Annotated in this window: 13 protein-coding genes and 1 pseudogene; 11 read left to right on the forward strand and 3 right to left on the reverse strand. The window is 66.3% G+C overall.

Features of this window, described 5'->3' with window-relative positions; genetic code table 11:
- Positions 1 to 941 (reverse strand): annotated as a pseudogene (locus Q0K09_RS06495) (pyruvate:ferredoxin (flavodoxin) oxidoreductase); the annotation flags it as partial.
- 348 nt (positions 942 to 1,289) lie between these two features.
- On the opposite strand from Q0K09_RS06495, the gene Q0K09_RS06500 reads away from it, so the two are divergent.
- From Q0K09_RS06500 to Q0K09_RS06550, 11 genes are all read left to right on the forward strand, one after another.
- Positions 1,290 to 2,810: a YifB family Mg chelatase-like AAA ATPase gene (locus tag Q0K09_RS06500; RefSeq protein WP_294474448.1), complete on the forward strand. Its 1,521-nt coding sequence runs from the start codon at positions 1,290 to 1,292 to the stop codon at positions 2,808 to 2,810.
- A 375-nt stretch (positions 2,811 to 3,185) separates the two neighbouring features.
- A complete protein-coding gene (thiI, locus tag Q0K09_RS06505) occupies positions 3,186 to 4,358 on the forward strand; it encodes a tRNA uracil 4-sulfurtransferase ThiI (protein ID WP_294474451.1) in 1,173 nt (390 codons plus the stop codon).
- A gap of 86 nt (positions 4,359 to 4,444) precedes the next feature.
- Positions 4,445 to 6,322: a tRNA uridine-5-carboxymethylaminomethyl(34) synthesis enzyme MnmG gene (gene mnmG, locus Q0K09_RS06510; RefSeq protein ID WP_294474453.1), complete on the forward strand. Its 1,878-nt coding sequence runs from the start codon at positions 4,445 to 4,447 to the stop codon at positions 6,320 to 6,322.
- Between the two features lie 60 nt (positions 6,323 to 6,382).
- Positions 6,383 to 7,420, forward strand: a complete 1,038-nt coding sequence (gene mnmA / locus Q0K09_RS06515) for a tRNA 2-thiouridine(34) synthase MnmA (protein ID WP_294474456.1) — start codon at positions 6,383 to 6,385, stop codon at positions 7,418 to 7,420.
- On the forward strand, positions 7,411 to 8,298 hold the full coding sequence (locus tag Q0K09_RS06520; protein ID WP_294474459.1) for an MBL fold metallo-hydrolase: 888 nt from the start codon (positions 7,411 to 7,413) through the stop codon (positions 8,296 to 8,298). The genes mnmA and Q0K09_RS06520 overlap by 10 nt, the downstream gene beginning before the upstream one ends.
- Before the next feature lie 70 nt (positions 8,299 to 8,368).
- Entirely contained in the window at positions 8,369 to 9,811 is a 1,443-nt protein-coding gene (locus Q0K09_RS06525; protein WP_294474460.1) for an SWIM zinc finger family protein, read from the forward strand.
- 13 nt (positions 9,812 to 9,824) lie between these two features.
- Positions 9,825 to 11,756 (forward strand): hypothetical protein, encoded by a 1,932-nt coding sequence (locus Q0K09_RS06530; RefSeq protein ID WP_294474462.1) that lies wholly within the window; start codon positions 9,825 to 9,827, stop codon positions 11,754 to 11,756.
- A gap of 48 nt (positions 11,757 to 11,804) precedes the next feature.
- Positions 11,805 to 13,748: a hypothetical protein gene (locus Q0K09_RS06535; protein WP_294474464.1), complete on the forward strand. Its 1,944-nt coding sequence runs from the start codon at positions 11,805 to 11,807 to the stop codon at positions 13,746 to 13,748.
- Positions 13,741 to 14,832 carry an AAA family ATPase gene (locus Q0K09_RS06540; RefSeq protein WP_294474466.1) on the forward strand — a complete coding sequence of 364 codons (1,092 nt, stop codon included), beginning with the start codon at positions 13,741 to 13,743 and terminating at the stop codon, positions 14,830 to 14,832. Before Q0K09_RS06535 ends, Q0K09_RS06540 begins: the two co-directional genes overlap by 8 nt.
- The gene (locus Q0K09_RS06545; protein ID WP_294474470.1) at positions 14,829 to 17,093 is read left to right on the forward strand and encodes a DUF5682 family protein; all 2,265 of its coding nucleotides are present in this window, start codon (positions 14,829 to 14,831) and stop codon (positions 17,091 to 17,093) included. The genes Q0K09_RS06540 and Q0K09_RS06545 overlap by 4 nt, the downstream gene beginning before the upstream one ends.
- 15 nt (positions 17,094 to 17,108) lie before the next feature.
- The gene (locus tag Q0K09_RS06550; protein ID WP_294474472.1) at positions 17,109 to 18,272 is read left to right on the forward strand and encodes a VWA domain-containing protein; all 1,164 of its coding nucleotides are present in this window, start codon (positions 17,109 to 17,111) and stop codon (positions 18,270 to 18,272) included.
- 920 nt (positions 18,273 to 19,192) lie between these two features.
- Here the strand turns inward: Q0K09_RS06550 and Q0K09_RS06555 are convergent.
- Complete coding sequence (locus tag Q0K09_RS06555) at positions 19,193 to 20,038, reverse strand: hypothetical protein (RefSeq protein ID WP_294474474.1); 846 nt, start codon at positions 20,036 to 20,038, stop codon at positions 19,193 to 19,195.
- On the reverse strand, positions 20,035 to 20,317 hold a 283-nt coding region (locus Q0K09_RS06560; protein ID WP_294474477.1), incomplete at its 5' end, for a sigma-70 family RNA polymerase sigma factor. The genes Q0K09_RS06560 and Q0K09_RS06555, both read right to left, overlap by 4 nt.

The following is a 20,317-nucleotide window of genomic DNA, read 5'->3' on the forward strand; positions in this document are numbered from 1 at the left end:
AGGAGCTTGTCGGCCCGGAAGGGGCGGTAGAGGCGGACCTTCACCAGGCCCACCTTCTCGCCGTGGGCGTTGAGGTAGTCGATGACCTCCTCAGTGACGTCGCAGATGGAGCCCATGGCGACGATGACCCGGTCGGCGTCGGGGGCGCCGTAGTAGTTGAAGAGCTGGTAGTTGGTGCCCAGCTTGTCGTTGACCTTGCCCATGTATTCTTCCACGATCTCGGGCACGGCGTCATAGTAGCGGTTGGCCGCCTCCCGGTGCTGGAAGAAGATGTCGCCGTTCTCGTGGGAGCCGCGCATCACGGGGTGCTCGGGGTTCAGAGCCCGGGCCCGGAAGGCGTTGACGGCGTCCATGTCCAGCATTTCCTTGAGCTCGTCGTAGTCCCAGATGTCGATCTTCTGGATCTCGTGGGAGGTGCGGAAGCCGTCGAAGAAGTTGACGAAGGGGACCCGGCCCTTGATGGCGGCCAGGTGGGCCACGGCGCCCAAGTCCATGACCTCCTGGGGGTTGGTCTCACAGAGCATGGCGAAGCCGGTCTGACGGCAGGCCATGACGTCGGAGTGGTCGCCGAAGATGTTCAGACTCTGGGCGGCCACGGTCCGGGCGGAGACGTGGAACACGGCGGGCAGCAGCTCCCCGGCCATCTTGTACATGTTGGGGATCATCAGCAGCAGGCCCTGGGAGGCGGTGTAGGTGGTGGTCAGGGCGCCGGCATTCAGAGAACCGTGGACGGTGCCGGCGGCGCCGGCCTCGGACTGCATCTCGATGACGCGGACGGGGTCGCCGAAGATGTTCTTCCGGCCGGCGGCGGCCCACTGGTCCACGTTATCGGCCATGGGGCTGGAAGGCGTGATGGGGTAAATCCCCGCCACCTCCGTAAACGCATAGGAGACGTGCGCTGCGGCGGTGTTGCCGTCCATGGACTTCTTTTTTCTTGCCATGCTGTTCGTTCCTCCTTATTTCAATGGAGCTTCCTCCATTTTTTCCGAAGTAATACTATCACTTTTTTGGAGGCTTGTAAATCGCAATTTGCGCTTCCGCGAGATTTTCGTCAATGAGTCCAAAATTGGTCCTGCCAATTTGACAATTCTTCAAAAAGGAGTCCTTTCAGCCCTTGCAAAGGGACAGAAAATAGGATATAGTTGTCAAAAAGTCCCCGGTTTCCCGGCGGCCCGGAGCCGGGCCCGGCGGCGTCCGCCCCCTGTGGACACCCCCGCCGGGACGGACCCCACCAGGGCGGCTCCGGGCTCTTTTCCAAGTACGGGCTTTCTGTCGAAAGGCGGTGCGCTATGCTTTGCAAGTTGAACTCTCTGGGCCTCCACGGCATTACGGGCTATCTGGTGACGGCCGAGTGCGACCTCACCGGAGGGCTGCCCAACTTTGACATCGTGGGCCTCCCCGACACGGCGGTGAAGGAGGCCCGGGAGCGGGTCCGGGCGGCGGTGAAGAACTGCGGCTTTCAGTTCCCGGTCTCCCGGATCACGGTGAATCTGGCCCCCGCCGACCGAAAGAAGGGGGGCACACTCTATGACCTGCCCATCCTGGTGGGGATTCTGGCCGCCGGAGGGCAGCTCCCCCCTCCGGCGGCCGACGCCGCCTTCCTGGGGGAGCTCTCCCTATCCGGGGAGCTGCGTCCGGTGACCGGGATGCTGCCCATGGCCCTGGCGGCCCGGGCGGCGGGCCTCCAGGTCCTCTATGTCCCCGCCGACTCCGCCCCGGAGGCCACCCTGGCCCAGGGCCTGACGGTCTACCCGGTGGATCACGTCCGGCAGCTGGCCGCCCACCTGCGGGGGGAGGCCCCCCTCTCCCCCGCCCCCCGGTGGACCCCGGGGGAGGAGGCCGGAGCCGCCCCCGACTTCGCCGACGTGAAGGGCCAGGAGCAGGTGAAGCGCTGCCTGGAGATTGCCGCCGCCGGAGGCCATAACCTGGTGATGGTGGGCCCGCCCGGCTCGGGGAAGTCCATGCTGGCCCGGCGGCTGCCCTCCATCCTCCCCGACCTCACGGAGCGGGAGGCCCTGGAGACCACCCAGATTCACTCCGTCCTGGGCCTCACCACCCGGGCCGCGCCCATGGTCACCCGGCGGCCCTTCCGCTCCCCCCACCACACCATCTCGGCCACCGGCCTGGCCGGGGGCGGCAACCCCCTGCCCCGGCCCGGGGAGATCTCCCTGGCTCACAACGGGGTCCTCTTCTTAGACGAGCTGCCCGAGTTCCACAAGGATGTGCTGGAGGTCCTGCGCCAGCCCCTGGAGGAGGGGAGGGTCCACGTCACCCGCTCGTCGGGGAGCGAGACCTTTCCGGCCCGGTTCATGCTGGTGTGCGCCATGAACCCCTGCAAGTGCGGCTGGTATGGCCACCCCTCGGGCCGCTGCCGCTGCACCGAGGGGGAGGTAAAGAAGTACTTGGGCCGCCTCTCGGGGCCCCTGCTGGACCGCGTGGACCTCTATGTGGAGGTGCCGCCCCTGGAGTTTGGAGAGCTCTCCCAGCGACCCCGGGCCGAGCCCTCGGCGGCGGTCAAGGCCCGGGTGGACGCCGCCCGGGAAGTCCAGGCCGCCCGCTTCGGCCCGGAGGGGCCCAGCTGCAACGCTTACATGGGCCCCCGGGAGCTCCAGGAGTGCTGTGCCCTGGACGGCGCCTGCACGGCGGTGATGAAGGGGGCCTATGAGCGCATGGGCCTCACCGCCCGGAGCTACGACCGCATCCTGCGGGTGGCCCGGACCATCGCCGACCTGGACCACAGCGCAGCCATCCAGGTCCCCCACCTGGCCGAGGCCATCCAGTACCGGGAGAGCGCCTACCTCCGGCGGTGAAAGACCCCCTGAACGGACCGGACCCGCCACCGTTCAGGGGGCCTTTTTCAACAGCTCTTCATAGGTGGTGGACAGGATGTCCCGAATGGCCCGGAGCTGGAGCTGAGTGCAAAGGAACTGTTGGAAAGCGCCAGCTATCAGGCCCTGTGCCAAATCCGCGAAATCTTATTGGACGACACGCTATCTGACCCGGAATGTTTTCAAAAAATCGAGCGCATTGTCTGCGTATTTGCAGCCTTCGGCTCTGATTGCGGCCATCGCCATGATTTTTAGCATCCTTACTCTATGCCGCGCTTTTCCCTGGACATTTCCCGGTGGGTTCGATATAATGTCTCTCGATATTTGGAATCAACAACGGGAAAAGAGGCGCTGTTTATGACCGAGATGATCCTGCTCAAGCAGGGAGAGATGGTTCTGAAGGGGACCAACCGCCACACCTTTGAGGACAAGCTGCGCGCCAACATCGCCCGGCGGCTGCGGCCCCTTGGTAAGTTCAAGGTCTATACCCGGCAGTCCACCACCTATGTGGAGCCCATGGACGAGGGCTGCGACATGGACGCCGCCTACGAGGCCATGAAGCACGTCTTCGGGGTGGTGGGCCTCAGCCGGGCCAAGGCCTGCGAGAAGACCAAGGAAGCCATGCTGGAGACCGCCCGGAGCTACCTGGGGGACCGGCTCGCCGCCGCGAAGACCTTCAAGGTGGAGTCCAAGCGGGCCGACAAGACCTTCCCCATGACCTCCATCGCCCTGAGCCAGTGGGTGGGGGGAGAGCTGGACGACCGCTACCCCAACCTCACGGTGGACGTCCGCCGCCCGGAGCTCACCGTCCACCTGGAGGTCCGGGACTACGCCGCCTTCGTCCACGCCGACCCGGAGCCTGGGGCCGGAGGGCTCCCGGTGGGCACCAGCGGCCGGGCCCTGAGCCTCCTCAGCGGCGGCATCGACTCCCCGGTGGCCTCCTGGATGATGGCCAAGCGGGGGGTGGCCCTGGAGATGGTCCACTTCTACTCTTACCCCTACACCTCCCCGGAGGCCAAGGAGAAGGTCCTGGAGCTGGCCCGGCTCCTGACCCCCTGGACGGGGCGGCTCATGGTCCATGTGGTCCCCTTCACCCGCATCCAGGAGGAGCTGCGCCGGTCCTGCCCGGAGGACTACTTCACCCTCCTCATGCGCCGGTTCATGATGCGGATTTCCGAGGGAGTGGCCCGCCGCTGCGGCTGTCACGCCATTGTCACCGGGGAGTCCCTGGGCCAGGTGGCCTCCCAGACCATGGACGCCATGGCCGTCACCGGGGCGGCCGCCGCGCTGCCGGTCTTCCGGCCCCTGGTGGGCATGGACAAGGAGGAGGTGGTGCGCCTGGCCCGTCGGATCGGCACCTTCGAGACCTCCATTCTCCCCTACGAGGACTGCTGCACCGTCTTCGCCCCCCGGCACCCCAGGACCCGCCCCCGGCTGGAGGACGTGGAGGCCATTGAGGCCCCCCTGGATGTGGCGGGCCTGGTGGAGGAGGCCCTGGCGGGGGTCGAGCGGGTCCAGGTGGGGCCCTGATGGCCGCCCCGGCGCTGGCGCTGCCCCATCTCTACGCCTGAGCATCCGCCGGAGAGGCCCCGCAAACCCACTCAAAGGAGAATACCATGGAGTATCAAGCCGGAGCATACGAGATCGCCGTCATCGGCGCGGGTCACGCCGGCATCGAGGCGGCCCTGGCCGCCGCCCGGCTGGGCCTGCGGACGGTCTGCTTTACCATCAATCTGGACGCGGTGGGCAACATGCCCTGCAACCCCGCCATTGGGGGCACCGGAAAGGGCCACCTGGTCCGGGAGCTGGACGCCCTGGGGGGCGAGATGGCCAAGGCCGCCGACCGGGCCTGTATCCAGTACCGGGTCCTCAACAAGGGGAAGGGTCCGGCGGTGTGGTCCCTCCGGGCCCAGGCCGACCGGCGGGAATACCAGAAGATCATGAAGCACACCCTGGAGCGCCAGGAGAACCTCTGGGTCAAGCAGGCCGAGGTGGTGGAGGTGCGCACCGGCGCCGATGGGGCCGTCTCCGGCGTCAGGACCGCCGCCGGCGCGGTCTACGCCGTCCAGGCCGTGGTGGTCTGCACCGGCACCTATCTGGAGGGGCGCACCATTCTGGGGGAGATCCAGCAGACCTCGGGGCCCGACGGCCTGGCCGCCGCCCTCCCCCTGGCCGGGAGCCTTCGGCGGCTGGGGGTCTCCCTCCGGCGGTTCAAGACGGGGACGCCCCCCCGGATTCACAGACGGAGCGTGGACTTCTCCAGGCTGGAGCGCCAGGAGGGGGACGAGACCCCCGTGCCCTTCTCCTTCGAGACGGCGCAGATCCCCCAAAACCGGGCGGTGTGCTGGCTCACCTACACCAACCAGGCCACCCACGCCGTCATCCGGGCCAACCTGGACCGCTCTCCCCTCTTCTCCGGAGTCATCGAGGGCATCGGGCCCCGGTACTGCCCCTCCATCGAGGACAAGGTGGTCCGCTTTGCCGACAAGCCCCGGCACCAGCTCTTCCTGGAGCCCATGGGTCTGGACACCGAGGAGCTCTACCTTCAGGGCTTCTCCTCCTCCCTCCCAGAGGACGTGCAGGTGGAGATGCTTCACACCATCCCCGGCCTGGAGCGCGCCGAGATGACCCGCCCGGCCTACGCCATTGAATACGACTGCTGCGACCCCACGGAGCTCCTTCCCACCCTGGAGCACCGGAAGGTCCCCGGCCTTTACGGGGCGGGACAGTTCAACGGCTCCTCCGGCTATGAGGAGGCCGCCGTCCAGGGCTTTGTGGCGGGGGTCAACGCCGCCCTGAAGCTCCTGGGACGGCCCCCGCTGGTGCTCACCCGGGACCAGGGGTACATCGGCGTGCTCATCGACGACCTGGTGACCAAGGGGACCAACGAGCCCTACCGCATGATGACCTCCCGGACGGAGTACCGCCTCCTCTGCCGCCAGGACAACGCCGACCGGCGGCTGTGCCCGGTGGGCTATGCCGTCGGGCTGGTCAGTGAGGCACGGTACCGGCGGGTATGCGGCAAATACGACGCCGTGGACCGGGAGATCCGGAGGCTGAAGGGGACGGGGGCCCCCCCCTCCCCGGCCCTGGACGCCATGCTGGCGGAAAGGGGGGAGTCTCCCGCCCGGGACGGGGCCCGGCTGGCCGATCTCCTGCGGCGGCCCCGGGTGGGCTGGCCCGACCTGGCCCCCTTCGACCCCGGCCGGCCGGACCTCCCCCCGGAGATCACCGAACCGGTGGAGATCGCCCTCAAGTACGAGGGGTATATCGCCCGGCAGCAGCGGCAGGTGGAGGAGATGCAGAAGCTGGAGCGCCGCCCCCTGCCTCCGGACCTGGACTATCTGGCCGTTCCGGTCCTGCGGCTGGAGGCCCGGCAGAAGCTCCAGCAGCTTCGGCCCCTGAGCCTTGGCCAGGCCAGCCGCGTCTCCGGCGTCAGCCCCGCCGATGTGGCCGCCCTGATGGTCTGGCTGGAGCACCGGGGGCGCGGCTGAGGTCCGCCCCCGCGCCGCGCAAAGGAACGATTCCCGGCAAACACCCAAGGGAGGTATTTTATGAAGCCAACCGTCATGCTTGGTCTGTCCGGCGGCGTGGATTCCGCCGTGGCGGCGGCCCTGCTCCGGGACAGCTACGATGTCCGGTGCGTCTGGCTGGATATCGGCCTGGGGGGCGGGGAGGATGCCGCCGCGCTGGCCGGCCAGCTGGGCCTGCCCTTCCAGACCGTGGACATCCGGGAGCGGCTGGAGCACTTTGTCTGCACCGACTTTCAGCGGGAGTACCTGGCGGGGCGGACCCCTCTGCCCTGCGCCCGGTGCAATCCCCTGGTGAAGTTCCCCGCCCTGGTGGAGGCGGGGGAGAACCTGGGGGCCCAGTATGTAGCCACCGGCCACTACGCCCGGACCTCCCCCGGCCCCGACGGCCGGATCCTCCTGCGGAAGGGAATGCCCGCCAACGACCAGTCCTATATGCTCTCCCGGCTCACCCAGGGACTCCTCCACCGGGCGCTCTTCCCCCTAGGCGGGTATGAGAAGGACCAGATCCGGGCCCTGGCGGAGGAGCTGGGCCTGCCGGTGGCCTGGAAGCCCGATTCCATGGAGATCTGCTTCATCCCCGGCGGGGACTACGCCGCCTGGCTGGACCGCCGGGGCGAAACCCCGCCCCCCGGGAACTTCATCGACCGGGAGGGCCATGTGCTGGGCCGCCACCGGGGCATCCACCACTACACCATCGGCCAGGGCCGGGGGCTGGGGATCTCAGGGCCCCACCGCTGGTTTGTCTCGGCCATCGACCCCGCCGCCAACACCGTCACCCTCTCCGACGGCAGCGATCTTATGGCCCGGCGGGTCCTCTGCGCCCGCCCCAACTGGATCGCCGTGGACGCCCTGGAGGAGCCCCTGGCGGTGACGGTCCGCCTGCGCCACTCCCGGACCGAGACGCCGGGGGTCATCCGCCCCCTGCCCGGCGTCCGGGTGGAGGTGCTGCTGGAGGAGCCCGCCCGGGCCCCCACCCCCGGACAGCTGGCCGTCTTCTACCGGGAGGACGTGGTGGTGGGCAGTGCCTGGATTGAAGGGAGTGACCGGATATGGAGTTAGTGCCCATCAAAGGCGATACCTGGTATCTGGACGGGGCGGAGCATATCCCCCTCGTCCGGCTGGAGGGGGGCAGGTGCATCCTGCTGGACAGCGGCCACGGCTTTGAGGGGGCCGGCCTGGCGGCCTCCCTGGACCGGGCGGGACTGCGGCCCCTGGGGGTCTTCTGCTCCCATGCCCACCGGGACCACGCCGGCAACAATGCCTTTCTCCGGGAGCGCTACGGGGCCTGGATCTGCCTGCCCTTCGGGGAGGCCGCCCTCAGCGCCAGCCTGCCCATGTACAAATCCCTCTACCCCTCCTTCTCTCCCCGGAAGCTCACTGCGGCCATCGGCCATATTCTGGGGCCGGTGGACCAGACGGTGGCCTTTGAGGAGTCCCACGTCACCTTCTGCGGGGTCCCCCTTCAGGTGGTCCACACCCCCGGCCACACCCCGGACCACATCTGCACCGTCACCCCCGACGGGGTCCTCTACACCGCCGACGCCCTCATGGACGGGGAGGATCTGGCCAAGGCCCGGCTGCCCTACCACGCCTACCACGAGGAGGCCCGGCGGAGCATGGAGAAGCTGCGCCGGGTCTCCTGCGGGTGCTATGTGGCCGCCCACCGGGGGGTGGGGACCGATCTGGTGTCCCTGGTCAACGAGAACCTGGCCATGCTGGACCGGCTGTGCGGGGTGCTTCTGGATCTGGCGGAGGAGCCGCTGTCCATGGATCAGCTCTGCCTGGCCTACTACCGGAGAATGCGCCTGATGACCACCCATGTGGAGAAGGCCAGCCTCTACAGCGGCAGCGTCCACGCCATGGCCGAGTACCTGGTGGACATGGGCCAGATGAACCTCACCGTCCGGGAGGGCCTGCGGTATTTCCAGCGGTTATAGCGCGCTTCCCCGGCCCAATCCCACACAGAGGCTCCAGCGCGAGCCGCTTCAAAAGAAAGGAAGGCATCTGATGGAACTGACAGAAGCATTCATCCTGCTGCAAGCCCCCAATGCTGCGGCGGCGGAAAATGGCCGCAAGCTCTCCAAGAGCGGCAAGTTTTCCGGCCTGGGCCGCAGTGCGGACGGCGCCCTAGTCTGGGGGGCGTGCGCCGGCAGCGGAAAGACCCCCTACCGGGTGTCCATCGACTGGTCGAATCCCCAGGCCCCGGTGTGCCGCTGCTCCTGCCCCAGCCGCCAGTTCCCCTGCAAGCACGCCCTGGGCTTGATGTTTGAACAGCTGCGGGGCGCCTCCTTCCAGACCGGGGAGGTTCCCCCGGAGCTGGCCGAAAAGCTGGCCAGGCAGGCGGCCCGGGCCGCCAAAAAGGAGGCCGGCGCCCAGACCCCCGCCAAGCCCCGCAAGACCAGCGCCGCCGCCCAGACCAAACGCCTGAGCCGGCAGCTGGAGGGGCTGGACATGGCCGAACAGATGGTGGAGGACCTCCTGCGCGCCGGGGTGGGCAGTCTGGGGGGGACCTCCGCCCAGACCTACGAAAAGCTGGCCAAGGAGCTGGGGAATCACTACCTCACCGGCCCCCAGACCGCCTTCGTCCGCATCGCCCTGGCGGTGCGAAACATTCAAAAGTCCCCCGACCAGGCCCAGGACGCCTACGCCGAGGCCCTGCGGATTCTGATCGCCCTGCGCTCCACCATCAAAAAGGGCCGGAGCTTTCTCCAGCAGAAGCTGGAGGCGGGGCAGTTCTCCGCCGAGGACACCGTCCTCTTCGAGGCCATGGGCGGCGTGTGGCGGCTGGAGGACCTGCACGCCATCGGCGCCTATCAGGAGAACGCCCGGCTGATTCAGCTCTCCTTCGACGTCTTCTATGACGAGGCCAAGCGGGAGTATGTGGAGCGGGGCTTCTGGCTGGATCTGGACAGCGGGCGCATTGACCAGACCCTCAACCTGCGGCCGGCAAAGGCCCTCAAGCACGTCAGGGGCGAGGACAGCTGCTTCTCCCTGCTGGAGGTGCCGGTACTATACACCTACCCCGGGGAGGGCTGCCGCCGCATCCGCTGGGAGAGCGCCGTACCCCGGAGCCTCACGCCAGAGGTGCTGGCCGGGCTGCCCGCCCTGGCCCAGCCCGACCTGGCCGCCGCCGTCAAGCGCACCAAGGGGCAGATCAAGAACACCCTCCTGCCCAAGTTCCTGCCAGTGCTGGTCCCGGTGGGGCGGGTGGGGGCGGTGGACGGAACCTTTGTGCTGGAGGACCCCGCCGGCGGCCGCGTCGTCCTGCGGGACCGCCGGGAGGATGGGCCCGGCCACGCCTCCACCGTCCGGGTGGCCGCCCTCCCCGGTGGACTGGGACAGGGGGACGCGCTGTTCGGCCTGATGTTCTACGACGGGGCGGACCGCTCCCTGTGCCTGCACCCCTACAGCGCCGTGACCCGGTCCCGGATCATCCGTTTGCAGTATTGAGGGGGGAAGCGTGATGGATTTACAGCCCTTGTACGAGGTCAAAGAGCGGCTGGAGCGGGCCGCTGTGGCGGGTACCGGCCTTCTGGGGGAGGATTTTCGTCTGAAGCGGGCCCTGGAGGGCCTCGCCCCCCTGGCCGCCGCCAGCCCCGTCTTCGCCAAAATCCACGCCGGCGTGGAGGCCCTGCTCTCCGCGCCGCCGGAACAGCGGGGCGGAGCCCTGCTGGACGCGCTGGCCCTGGTGGACGCGGTGGCCTACACCCAGGCCGCCGTGGGGATGCCCGGCGCACTGGAGCCCCTGCCCCCCGGCACGGGGACCTGTCAGGACGTCTCCTACAGCCAGCTTCACCCCCTGCTGGAGGCCCTCACCGGTACCGGCGGCGGGCGGTTCAACGTGGTGCAGGAGACCTATGAAAACCACCCGGAATATTTCTCCGACTACCGGGTCCTCCCCGCCCTGGTGCAGGGGCTGGGGGACAGCTACGGGAAGCTGGCCGAGTTCAACGCGGCCATTCTGAGCCGGCAGGGGCCCGGCGTCGCCCCCCTGCTGGAGGAGGGCTTTGACCCCGCCGGGGGCCGGGCCATGGCCCGCCGGGTGGAGGTGCTGGCGCAGGCCGCCGGGGCCCAGGCCAACGACTTCTATTTGACCCAGCTGCCCCAGGCCAAGGAGGAGGTCCGGCTGGCCCTGATCGTCGCCCTGGGCCACTCCCCGGCCAACGCCCCCCTTTTGCTGACGCTGTGCCAGACCGAGGGCAAGGGGGCGGGCCGGAACCTGGCCTGGCGGGCCCTGGCCCAGCTGGACACGCCGGAGGTGGAGGAGGCCCTTCTGACCCTGAGCCGGAAGGACTGGTGGGAGGCGGTGGACGCCCTCTCCTATTCCGATACGCCCCTGGCCGGCCGCCTCACCGCCCAGCTCTTCCTCCAGGAGCTCGCGCCCTTCGAGGCGCAGCCCGACACCCCCATCACCGCAAAGACCCAACCCCGCCTGGCAGCCCTGAGTAAGGCATTGGATGGGAAGGCCGGGCCGGAGGTGTGCCAGTTCCACCGCTGGGCCGCCGATGTGTACCCCATCACTACCTATATGCCCACCAAAAACGGCGAAGAGGAAAAGCTGCTCTTTTCCCACGCTCTGGCCCCACAAGAGGGTGTCCCCTTTCGGAAGCTTATCCCCCTGGTGCTCACTCACACCCTGATGGGCCGTCCCGACCCGCAGCTGTGCCGGCTGTCCATCGCCCTCCAGGAGCAGTACGGCAGGGACTTCCTGGCCCCCGCCCTGGCCGCCCGGCTGATCCTCCAGGGGCCAGAGGCCTGTTATCCCTGGGCGGAGGAACAGCTTTTCCCCAACGGACCGGGGGCGCAGCCGCAGGAGGCGGCCGTCTCCGCCTTCCGCGCGGTGCTGGGCAATCTGCACTGGGACGAGGAAGCGGCGGTCTATTGGTTTGCCGGATTGTGGTCTCCCCTCCTCCGTCAGGCCACCCATGGCCCCGTGCCGCTCCCGCCTCTGGACAGGCGGTGGTTCGACCTGCTGCTCCAGGCGGGGGACGATCTGTACGAGCCGCTGTTGAATCTCCTGCGCGGCCGGAGAGACCTTGGGCTGTCTCAGGCGTTCCTCGCCCGCCTGTACCATGCCGCCCAGCGGATGACGATCTATCCCCTGGAACAGGCGATCGAGATTCTGGGTGGGCTGGGCTGGACCGACTGGGACGGCTTTGTGGTCCGGTGTCTTCAAGGCGAGATGGCGTGGAGCAGCTATTGGACTGTATACGATGTCTTGAACCGTCTGCCCGTACCCCCGGAGGAAAAGCTCCGGCAGCTCCGGGAGCTGACCCGGATGTGGTCCGAAGATGAGCTTGATGTCGCCGGGGGGTGGCCGCGCGATCTGGTGCAGTCGTACACAAAGAAGTGGGAGAAGGAGATCCGGGACAGAGGAGGAGAGGCGCATGACTGAGCAGAATCCGCGCCGCCCTCTGGAGCCCGGTATGGAGGGGGAAGCGTGATGGATTTACAGCCCTTGTACGAGGTCAAAGAGCGGCTGGAGCGGGCCGCTGTGGCCGGTACCGGCCTTCTGGGGGAGGATTTTCGTCTGAAGCGGGCCCTGGAGGGTTTGGCCACCCTGGCCGCCGCCAGCCCTGTCTTCGCCAAAATCCACGCCGGCGTGGAGGCCCTGCTCTCCGCGCCGCCGGAACAGCGGGGCGGGGCCCTGCTGGACGCACTGGCCCTGGTGGACGCGGTGGCCTACACCCAGGCCGCCGTGGGGATGCCCGGCGCACTGGAGCCCCTGCCCCCCGGCACGGGGACCTGTCAGGACGTCTCCTACAGCCAGCTTCACCCCCTGCTGGAGGCCCTCACCGGTACCGGCGGCGGGCGGTTCAACGTGGTGCAGGAGACCTATGAAAACCACCCGGAATATTTCTCCGACTACCGGGTCCTCCCCGCCCTGGTGCAGGGGCTGGGGGACAGCTACGGGAAGCTGGCCGAGTTCAACGCGGCCATTCTGAGCCGGCAGGGGCCCGGCGTCGCCCCCCTGCTGGAGGAGGGCTTTGACCCCGCCGGGGGCCGGGCCATGGCCCGCCGGGTGGAGGTGCTGGCGCAGGCCGCCGGAGCCCAGGCCAACGACTTCTTCCTGGCCCAGCTGCCCCAGGCCAAGAAGGAGGTCCGGCTGGCCCTGATCGGCGCCCTGGGCTGTTCCCCGGCCAACACCCAGCTGCTTCTGGAGCTTTGCCGGAAAGAGCGGAAGGGGGAGGCGCTGGACCGGGCCCGCTGCGCCCTGCTCCAGCTGGATACGCCGGAGGCGGCGGACTACCTCACCCAGCTGGCCAAGACGGAGCAGGACGCGATGCTGGTGTATCTGGCCAACACGTCATCCCAGGCGGGCAGCCGGTTCACCGCCATGATTTTCAACCACATTCTGGACCAGATGGAGGCCGACCCGGAGGCCGTTCTGCCCGCCGAGGTGTGGAAGCGGCTCAAGGTGCTGTGCAGCGTGCTGGTGCGAAAGACAGGGCCGGAGGTCTGCGCTCTCTACCACCGCCTGGCCGGTCTGAGCCAGCAGCAGCTGGACCGGCTGGTGGAGGGGGCGCGGGGCAAGCCGGTAGTGATGCGCTTCTCCTGCTACAACGGCCATGAGCAGGGAACGCTGCGTCTGCTGGCCGGTCTGACGCTGAGCGACACCCTGAAAAATGTGGAGGATCTGGAGCTGTGCCGCCTGGCCATCCAGCTTCAGGAGCAGGCGGGCGACGACTTTTTGGCCCCCGCCCTGACGGCCCGGCTGATCAGCCGGACGCCGGAGGACAGCTATACCTGGGCGGAGGGACATATCTTCTGGCCCCGCCTGCTGGGCAAGCGGCTGTGGGAGGAGGCGCTCCACCCCCTCCGGGTGGCGCTGGGCAACCTGAACTGGGTGGAGCAGGACGGGGTGTACCGCTATCTCACCGCCTGGTATCCGCAGCCGGTCCAGTACGCCGTCCCCTCCGTCCCCCCGCTGGATATCCGGTGGTTCTCCCTGCTGACGCAGATGGGCCGCTCCATGGACCACACGCTGATTGCCCTGCTCCACGGCCGGAAGCTGCCCGGCCTGCCCCGGCGGGTGCTGGAGCACCTGTACCGCTCCGCCCTCTCGCTGGGGGACTACAGCATGGTGCTGCGCATTGTGGAGCTGCTGGGTGAATTTGGCTGGACCGAGTGGGACGGCTTCGCCGCCCAGTGGGCGGTCACGCTGGGCGGCTCCGACCTCTCCTACTGGGAGGTTTTTTATATCATTCGCTCCCTACCCATTCCGGCCCGCAAGAAGGCCGAACAGCTCCGGCAGGTCAATCAGCTAGTGTCCGCCGGGAAGGTCAGGCTTCGGAACAACGGCTACTGGCCGGCGTCGGAGGTACAAAAATGCCTGGACGAGTGGGAGCAAGCGGCACAGAGAGAAGGAGAGGAGAACCATGTCTGAGAAAAACGTACAGCGCCTCCCGGCGGAGGCGCTCTACCAGCGGGAGCTGGACGCCCTCATCGCGGCGGAACAGGACCCCGTCCCCACCGGCTGGCGGATGTCCCCCCGGTCGGCGCTGACCTATCTCATCGGGGGCGCCTCGGTGAAGGGGGTGGAGATCACCCCAAAATACATCGGCAGCCGCCGCCTGGTGGAAATTGCCATCGCCACCCTGGTCACCGACCGGGCCCTGCTGCTCATCGGCGAGCCGGGCACCGCCAAGTCCTGGCTCAGCGAGCATCTGGCCGCCGCAGTCAACGGAGACTCCACCAAGGTGGTCCAGGGCACCGCCGGCACCACCGAGGAGCAGATCCGCTACTCCTGGAACTACGCCATGCTCATCGCCAAGGGGCCCAGCCCCGAGGCCATGGTGAAAAGCCCGGTATACCGGGCCATGGAGACCGGCTCCATCGCCCGCATCGAGGAGATCTCCCGCTGTGCCAGCGAGGTGCAGGACGCCCTGATCTCCATTTTGTCGGAGAAGCGGCTGAGCGTGCCCGAGCTGGGGATGGAGGTGCCGGCGGCCAAGGGCTTTTCGGTCATCGCCACCGCCAACACCCGGGACAAGGGGGTCAACGACATGTCCGCCGCCCTCAAGCGGCGCTTCAACATCGTGGTGCTGCCCACTCCCTCCGATTTGGAGACCGAGCTGGAGATTGTCCGCACGCGGGTGGAGCAGCTCTCCGCAGGGCTGGATTTGAACGCCAGCCTGCCGGACAGCGGCACGGTGGAGCAGGTGGTCACCATCTTCCGGGAGCTGCGGGGCGGATCCACTTTGGACGGCAAGCAGAAGCTGAAAACCACCAGCGGCGTCCTCTCCACCGCCGAGGCCATCTCCCTGCTGGCCAATTCCATGGCCCTGGCCGGGAGCTTTGGCAGCGGCGTCATCTCGGCGGCGGATCTAGCCGCCGGCCTCCAGGGCGCGGTGGTCAAGGACGAGGAGAGCGACAAGATCTCCTGGAAGGAGTATCTGGAGAACGTGATGAAAAAGCGGGGCAGCGGCTGGCTCCCCCTGTATCAGGCCTGCCGGGAGCTGAATGGATGATGGGCAGGCCGGTGCTGTACGGGGTGCGCCACCTGTCCCCCGCCATGGCCTTCCACCTGCGTCAGGCGCTGGACGCCCACCGGCCCGCCCTGGTGCTGGTGGAGGGACCCAGCGACCTCAATGACCAGATGCACTGGCTGTGCCACCCGGAGACCCGCTTTCCGGCGGCCATTCTGGCCTACACCAAGGCCCCGCCGGTGCGCACCATCCTCTATCCGCTGGCCGTCTACTCCCCCGAATTGCAGGCCATTCTGTGGGCCCATGAACACGGGGTGGAGTGCCGCTTTATGGATCTGCCCTCCGGGACCATGCTGGCCCTGGAGGAGGGCTCCGAACCTTTGGAGGATGAGGAGGAGCCGGAGGAGAACACCGAGTGGGTGTACCGCCGCCTGGAGGAGGTGACCGGGGAGGGCCATGACACCTTCTGGGAGCGGAAGTTTGAGCAGATCGGGGACTGGCAGACCTGCCGGAAGGCCGCCAACACCTTCGGCGCCCAGCTGCGCGCGGCGGCCCAGGACGGCAAGCGGCGCACCGCCCAGACGCTGGTGCGGGAGGCGTATATGAAGCGGGTCATCGGTCAGGCGGTGGACCAGGGCACCCCCCCGGAGAAGATCTTCTGTGTCTGCGGGGCCTTCCATGTGCCCGGCCTGCAAGAGAACACCCCCATGACCGACGAGGAGGAGGCCGCCCTGCCCCAGGCGGACTGCGCGGCCACCCTCATGCCCTACTCCTATTACCGCCTCTCCAGCCGCTCCGGCTACGGGGCGGGCAACAAGGCCCCCGCCTATTTTGAGCTGCTGTGGGACGCCCTTCACCGGGAGGGGCTGTCCGGCCTGCCCAGCCGCTATCTGGCCCATCTGGCCGAGGCCCACCGGAAGGCGGGCAACCTGGTATCCTCCGCCGAGGTCATTGAGGGGGTGCGCCTGGCCCAGACCCTGTGCGCTATGCGGGGCAGCCGCTATCCCTGCCTGGCCGATCTGCGGGACGCCGCTGTCACCACCATGGGCCACGGGAACTTTTCCGAGCTGGCGGCGGCGGTGGCCGCCACGGAGATCGGCAGTGGCATTGGCGCTCTGCCGGAGGGGGTGAGCCGCACCTCGGTGCAGGAGGACTTCTACCGGCAGCTCAAGGAGCTGCGCCTGGAGAAGTACCGGGGCCTGGAGCGGCAGCAGCTGGATCTGGATCTGCGGGAGCGGCTGCATGTGAAGGACCAGCAGACGGCTCTTCTGGACCTGCGCCGCTCCTTCTTCCTCCACCGGCTGCGGGTGCTGGGCATCCACTTTGCCGCTCCCCTGCCCTCCCGGCAGGAGGGGGCCAACTGGGGGGAATACTGGGATCTGCGCTGGACCCCCGAGGTGGAAATTGAAGTGGTGGAGTCCTCCCTGCTGGGGGACACCATCGAGGGGGCCGCCGCCTTCGCCCTCAAAGAGCGGGGGGAGGCCAGCACCTCCATCGGGGAGGCCGCCGGCATCTTCCAGGACGCCTTCCTGTGCGGGATGCCCGCCGCCGCCCGGCACGCCCTGTCCGTCCTACAGGCCCTGTCGGTGGACGCCGCCGCCCTCACCGAGGTGGCGGAGACCGCCGGACGCCTCTCCCTGGTGGTCCGGTACGGCGACCTGCGCCGCTTTGACGCCGCCCCCGTGGTCCCCCTCCTCCAGCAGCTCTTCCTGCGGGCCTGCCTGACCCTGGAGGAGGCCTGTCAGTGCGACGCCAAGGCCGCCCCTGGGGTCACCGCCGCCATGGACCATCTGGACCGCCTCCAGCTCAGCCACGACTGCCTGGAGGGGGAGCGGTGGCTGGAGCTGCTGAGCTGCGTCTCCGACCGGGACGATCTGAACACCCTCTGTTCCGGCTTTGCCATGGCCATCCTGCTGGAGCGGGGGGCGGTGGAGGAGGCGCTCCTGGCCCGGGAGGTGGCCCGCCGGCTCTCCCCCGGTGTGCCCGCCGACCTGGGGGCGGGGTGGTTCGAGGGACTGGCGGGGAAAAACCGCTATGCCCTCATCGCCCGGCTGTCTCTGTGGCGGCATCTGGACGACTATCTGAGCGCCCTGGACGACGGCCAGTTCCGCCGGGCGCTGGTCTTTCTCCGCCGGGCCTTTGCCGGCTTCGGTCCGTCGGAGAAGAACGACATCGCGGAGAATCTGGGGGAGATCTGGGGCGTGAACCAGAACCAGGCCGCCGAGGTGCTGATGGGGGCGCTGACCCAGACCGAGCAGGAGGCCCTGAAGGACCTGGACGACTTTGATTTTGACGACATTTAGAGGGGAGGACCTGCCATGATGCAGCGTGAGCAAATGGCCCGGTGGCGGCTGATCCTGGGGGCCGAGAGCCAGCCGGTGCTGGAGGGGATGGGGGCCTCCCCCCTCTCCCAGGAGGAGCTTTTGATGGACAGCGCCCTGGCCGCCATCTACGGCGGGCCGGGGGAGGCCTTCGAGACCGGAGGCGGGGCGGGCCGGGGGCCCTCTGCCCCCCATATCTCCAAGTGGCTGGGGGATCTGCGCAGCCTGTTCGACCCGGAGATCGTAGCGGTGGTGCAAAACGACGCCGTCCAGCGCAAGGGGCTCCAGCAGCTCCTTCTGGAGCCTGAGCTGCTGGAGGAGCTGGAGCCGGATCTGGATCTGGCCTCCACCCTGCTCATGCTCAAGGATCAGATCCCCAAAAAATCCAAGGAGTCTGCCCGGAAGTTTATTCGCAAAATCGTGGAGGAAATCAACAAGCTTCTGGAACAGGATGTGCGCCGGGCGGTGACCGCCGCCCTCAACCGCCGGGCCCACTCCCCCCTGCCCAGCGCCGCCGCCATTGACTTCCCCTGTACTATCCGGCGGAACCTGCGCCACTACAACCCGGAACTGGGGGCCATCATCCCGGAGCGGGTGTGGTTCTTTGACCGCTCCAGCCGGACCAACCGCTGGCACGTCATTCTGGACATTGACCAGAGCGGATCCATGGGGGAGTCCATTCTCTACTCGTCGGTGATGGCCTGTATTCTGGCCTCCATGACGGCGGTGCAGACCCATGTAGTGGCCTTTGACACCCAGATTATGGACCTCACCCCCCTGTGTGCCGACCCCGTGGATTTGCTTTTCGGATTCCAGATGGGGGGCGGCACCGACATTGCCAAGTCCATCGCCTACTGTCAGGGCCTGGTACAGGAGCCGGCCAAGACCATCTTCTTCCTGATCTCCGACCTGGAGGAGGGGGGCAACCGGGCCGCCCTCCTCCGCCGGCTGGAGGAGCTTAAGGCGTCGGGGGTGACGGTGGTGGTCCTGCTGGCCATCGCCGACGGCGGCAAGCCCTATTACGACGCGCAGACCGCCCAGCGCATCGCCGCCATGGACATCCCCTGCTTCGCCTGCGCCCCGGACCGGCTGCCGGAACTGCTGGAGCGGGTGCTCAAGGGGCAGGACCTGGCGGCCTTGGCCGCAAAGAAGCCCGGCTGAGCGCGAGGCAAGGAAAGGCCCCCAGCTTCCTCACGGGAGGAGGCCGGGGGCCTTGGGCGGTTGGGCGCGGGGCTGTTGACTCCGCCGCACGCGCCCGTCTCATATTCAGAAAGGGATTCCCGCGCTTGTCGTGGTTATCCCAAACACGCCCGTCTCATAAATGGGTGCTGCTGGTTTTACGCACACATTGGTGCGGTCCTGGCGGAAACCCCTCAGGCTGCGGCTTGCGCCGCAGCCAACTTCCCTTTCAGGGAGCCCTGGCGGACCCACGCCAGACCACCCAGTCCAGCACAAAGCCGGGCCAACCCGCACAACCCGCGCCGGGCACTCTGCCAGGCGAGAAGTACCGCAGGCGGCGGGCGGGTAGAACAGGAACCCATCCCTGCGCCACAGACTCAGGCCGTACCGGCCGGGAGGGGTCCCCGCACTTATACGAAAGCCGCCGACCGCCGTGTACGTCCCAATCTCCTTCGAAGACCCACCCCCTGAAGGGGGCCTCGCAAAAGCGCAGCTTTTGTGGGGAGAGGAAGAAGAAATAGCGTGGAGCGGATGTCCCCCGCAGGGGGACGGAGCGAAGCGAAATTTGTTGTGACGAGGAGTCAAGAACCGTTTCTTTTTCCGCAGAAAAAGAAAGGATTCTTGCCCTGCGGCGGAGCCGCAAACCCGTTCCGGCGGGACGCCGGACCCCAAGGACCAGACCCTTGACCGCTTAGCTGCGATTGAGCTGTGCATCTTGTCAGTCTATGAGGCAGGCGTGGTTGTTCCAAAAACTCCCTTTTCAAGGAAAGTAGTGATTTCAAAGAAAATTGAAAATTCCCGTCAAATTGACGGAAATCCCGACAGCTTATTAAAGTTTCTCTCTGTCTGTAGGCATAGAAAAAGGGCAGTCGATTTTCTCGGCTGCCCTGCTACCCTATAGTTTATTTATCAATGAATACTTCTTCTCCATAGATGATAGACGATACAACTTTTACAACCTCTTCTGCTTCCATTTGTTCTGCGACTATCTCATATTCGATACCGTTATATTCAAATTCTGCTACATACATATCATAATAGCCGGACGGCTCGTGCGTATCGGGGTCATAAGGCCCATTAGGTACGGAACGATGCCCAAATGCAACTGTTGTCCCGCCAATATCAGAGGTTTTTAGTTTATCTTCTGGCAGAACATAGCAGGTCTGAACAATTCCGATCTTAGATGCTGTGATAGAAAAACCTTGCTTTATACCATTTTGTGCAGCTTCACCCTTATAAAAATCAAGATAAACTGTATCTTCCACAACGGAACCGTCTTGTCCAATGTAGGCGATTGCTTTGTTGTTATCTCCAGATGCAGAAAAGCCATCGGGAATATATGCGGGAACCAAATCGGTTCCATAATAAGCAATAATGTCTTCTCGATTCCAAACGACCTTAATATCAGTTTCAGGGTTATATCTCGCATAATCCGTATTGAAAGAATCACTAATTTGGTTCATCACAATATTACTCATGCTGATATGGATTTCAGATGTTGCAGGCATCGTATCATCGGTAGGATTGTCAACAATAACTCCGTTCGGATTATCCAGCGGTATAGTACCTTGCTGGTTCAAGTAGTTCGGCAAAACGGAGACTGCTGTCACAACCATAAGGCACAGGCAAGCTGCCATAGTTCCCCACTTTACCCAGCCGGGCTTCTTTGCTCTGTGATATGCCCTTGCCTCGTTGATATGCTTCTCATTGATGTCGCCGAGGACTTCATACAGTTTTTCGTTCGTCATAGTTCAAAACCCCTTTTTAAAAGGTAGTTGTGCAGTTTAAGGCGGAGGCGATGAAGGGTCATTGATACTGCCCCATCATTCATGCTGTGCCGGACAGCGATTTCCGAAATGTTATCGGTGTACCAGTATCGGCTGATGAAAATGCTTCTTTTCTTTGGTGATAGACGATCCAGAAATGTATCAATGGCTTTCGTGAGTTCCGTTTGGTCAAATGCCTGCTCAACATCATCCTTGCCAGACACCAGGTCAGAAAGTTCCTCCAGAACCACAGGCAATTCT

Origin of the sequence: uncultured Intestinimonas sp., assembly GCF_944387725.1 — a bacterium.
In the GTDB taxonomy this organism is placed as follows: Bacteria; Bacillota; Clostridia; order Oscillospirales; family Oscillospiraceae; genus Intestinimonas.

Coding starts and splice junctions, on each gene's coding strand:
- Q0K09_RS06520 (WP_294474459.1), top strand. CDS start 7,411: ATGGAGTTAGTGCCCATCAAAGGCGATACCTGGTATCTGGACGGGGCG.
- Q0K09_RS06525 (WP_294474460.1), top strand. CDS start 8,369: ATGGAACTGACAGAAGCATTCATCCTGCTGCAAGCCCCCAATGCTGCG.
- mnmA (WP_294474456.1), top strand. CDS start 6,383: ATGAAGCCAACCGTCATGCTTGGTCTGTCCGGCGGCGTGGATTCCGCC.
- Q0K09_RS06555 (WP_294474474.1), bottom strand. CDS start 20,038: ATGACGAACGAAAAACTGTATGAAGTCCTCGGCGACATCAATGAGAAG.
- Q0K09_RS06500 (WP_294474448.1), top strand. CDS start 1,290: ATGCTTTGCAAGTTGAACTCTCTGGGCCTCCACGGCATTACGGGCTAT.
- Q0K09_RS06540 (WP_294474466.1), top strand. CDS start 13,741: ATGTCTGAGAAAAACGTACAGCGCCTCCCGGCGGAGGCGCTCTACCAG.
- thiI (WP_294474451.1), top strand. CDS start 3,186: ATGACCGAGATGATCCTGCTCAAGCAGGGAGAGATGGTTCTGAAGGGG.
- Q0K09_RS06545 (WP_294474470.1), top strand. CDS start 14,829: ATGATGGGCAGGCCGGTGCTGTACGGGGTGCGCCACCTGTCCCCCGCC.
- Q0K09_RS06535 (WP_294474464.1), top strand. CDS start 11,805: ATGGATTTACAGCCCTTGTACGAGGTCAAAGAGCGGCTGGAGCGGGCC.
- mnmG (WP_294474453.1), top strand. CDS start 4,445: ATGGAGTATCAAGCCGGAGCATACGAGATCGCCGTCATCGGCGCGGGT.
- Q0K09_RS06550 (WP_294474472.1), top strand. CDS start 17,109: ATGATGCAGCGTGAGCAAATGGCCCGGTGGCGGCTGATCCTGGGGGCC.
- Q0K09_RS06530 (WP_294474462.1), top strand. CDS start 9,825: ATGGATTTACAGCCCTTGTACGAGGTCAAAGAGCGGCTGGAGCGGGCC.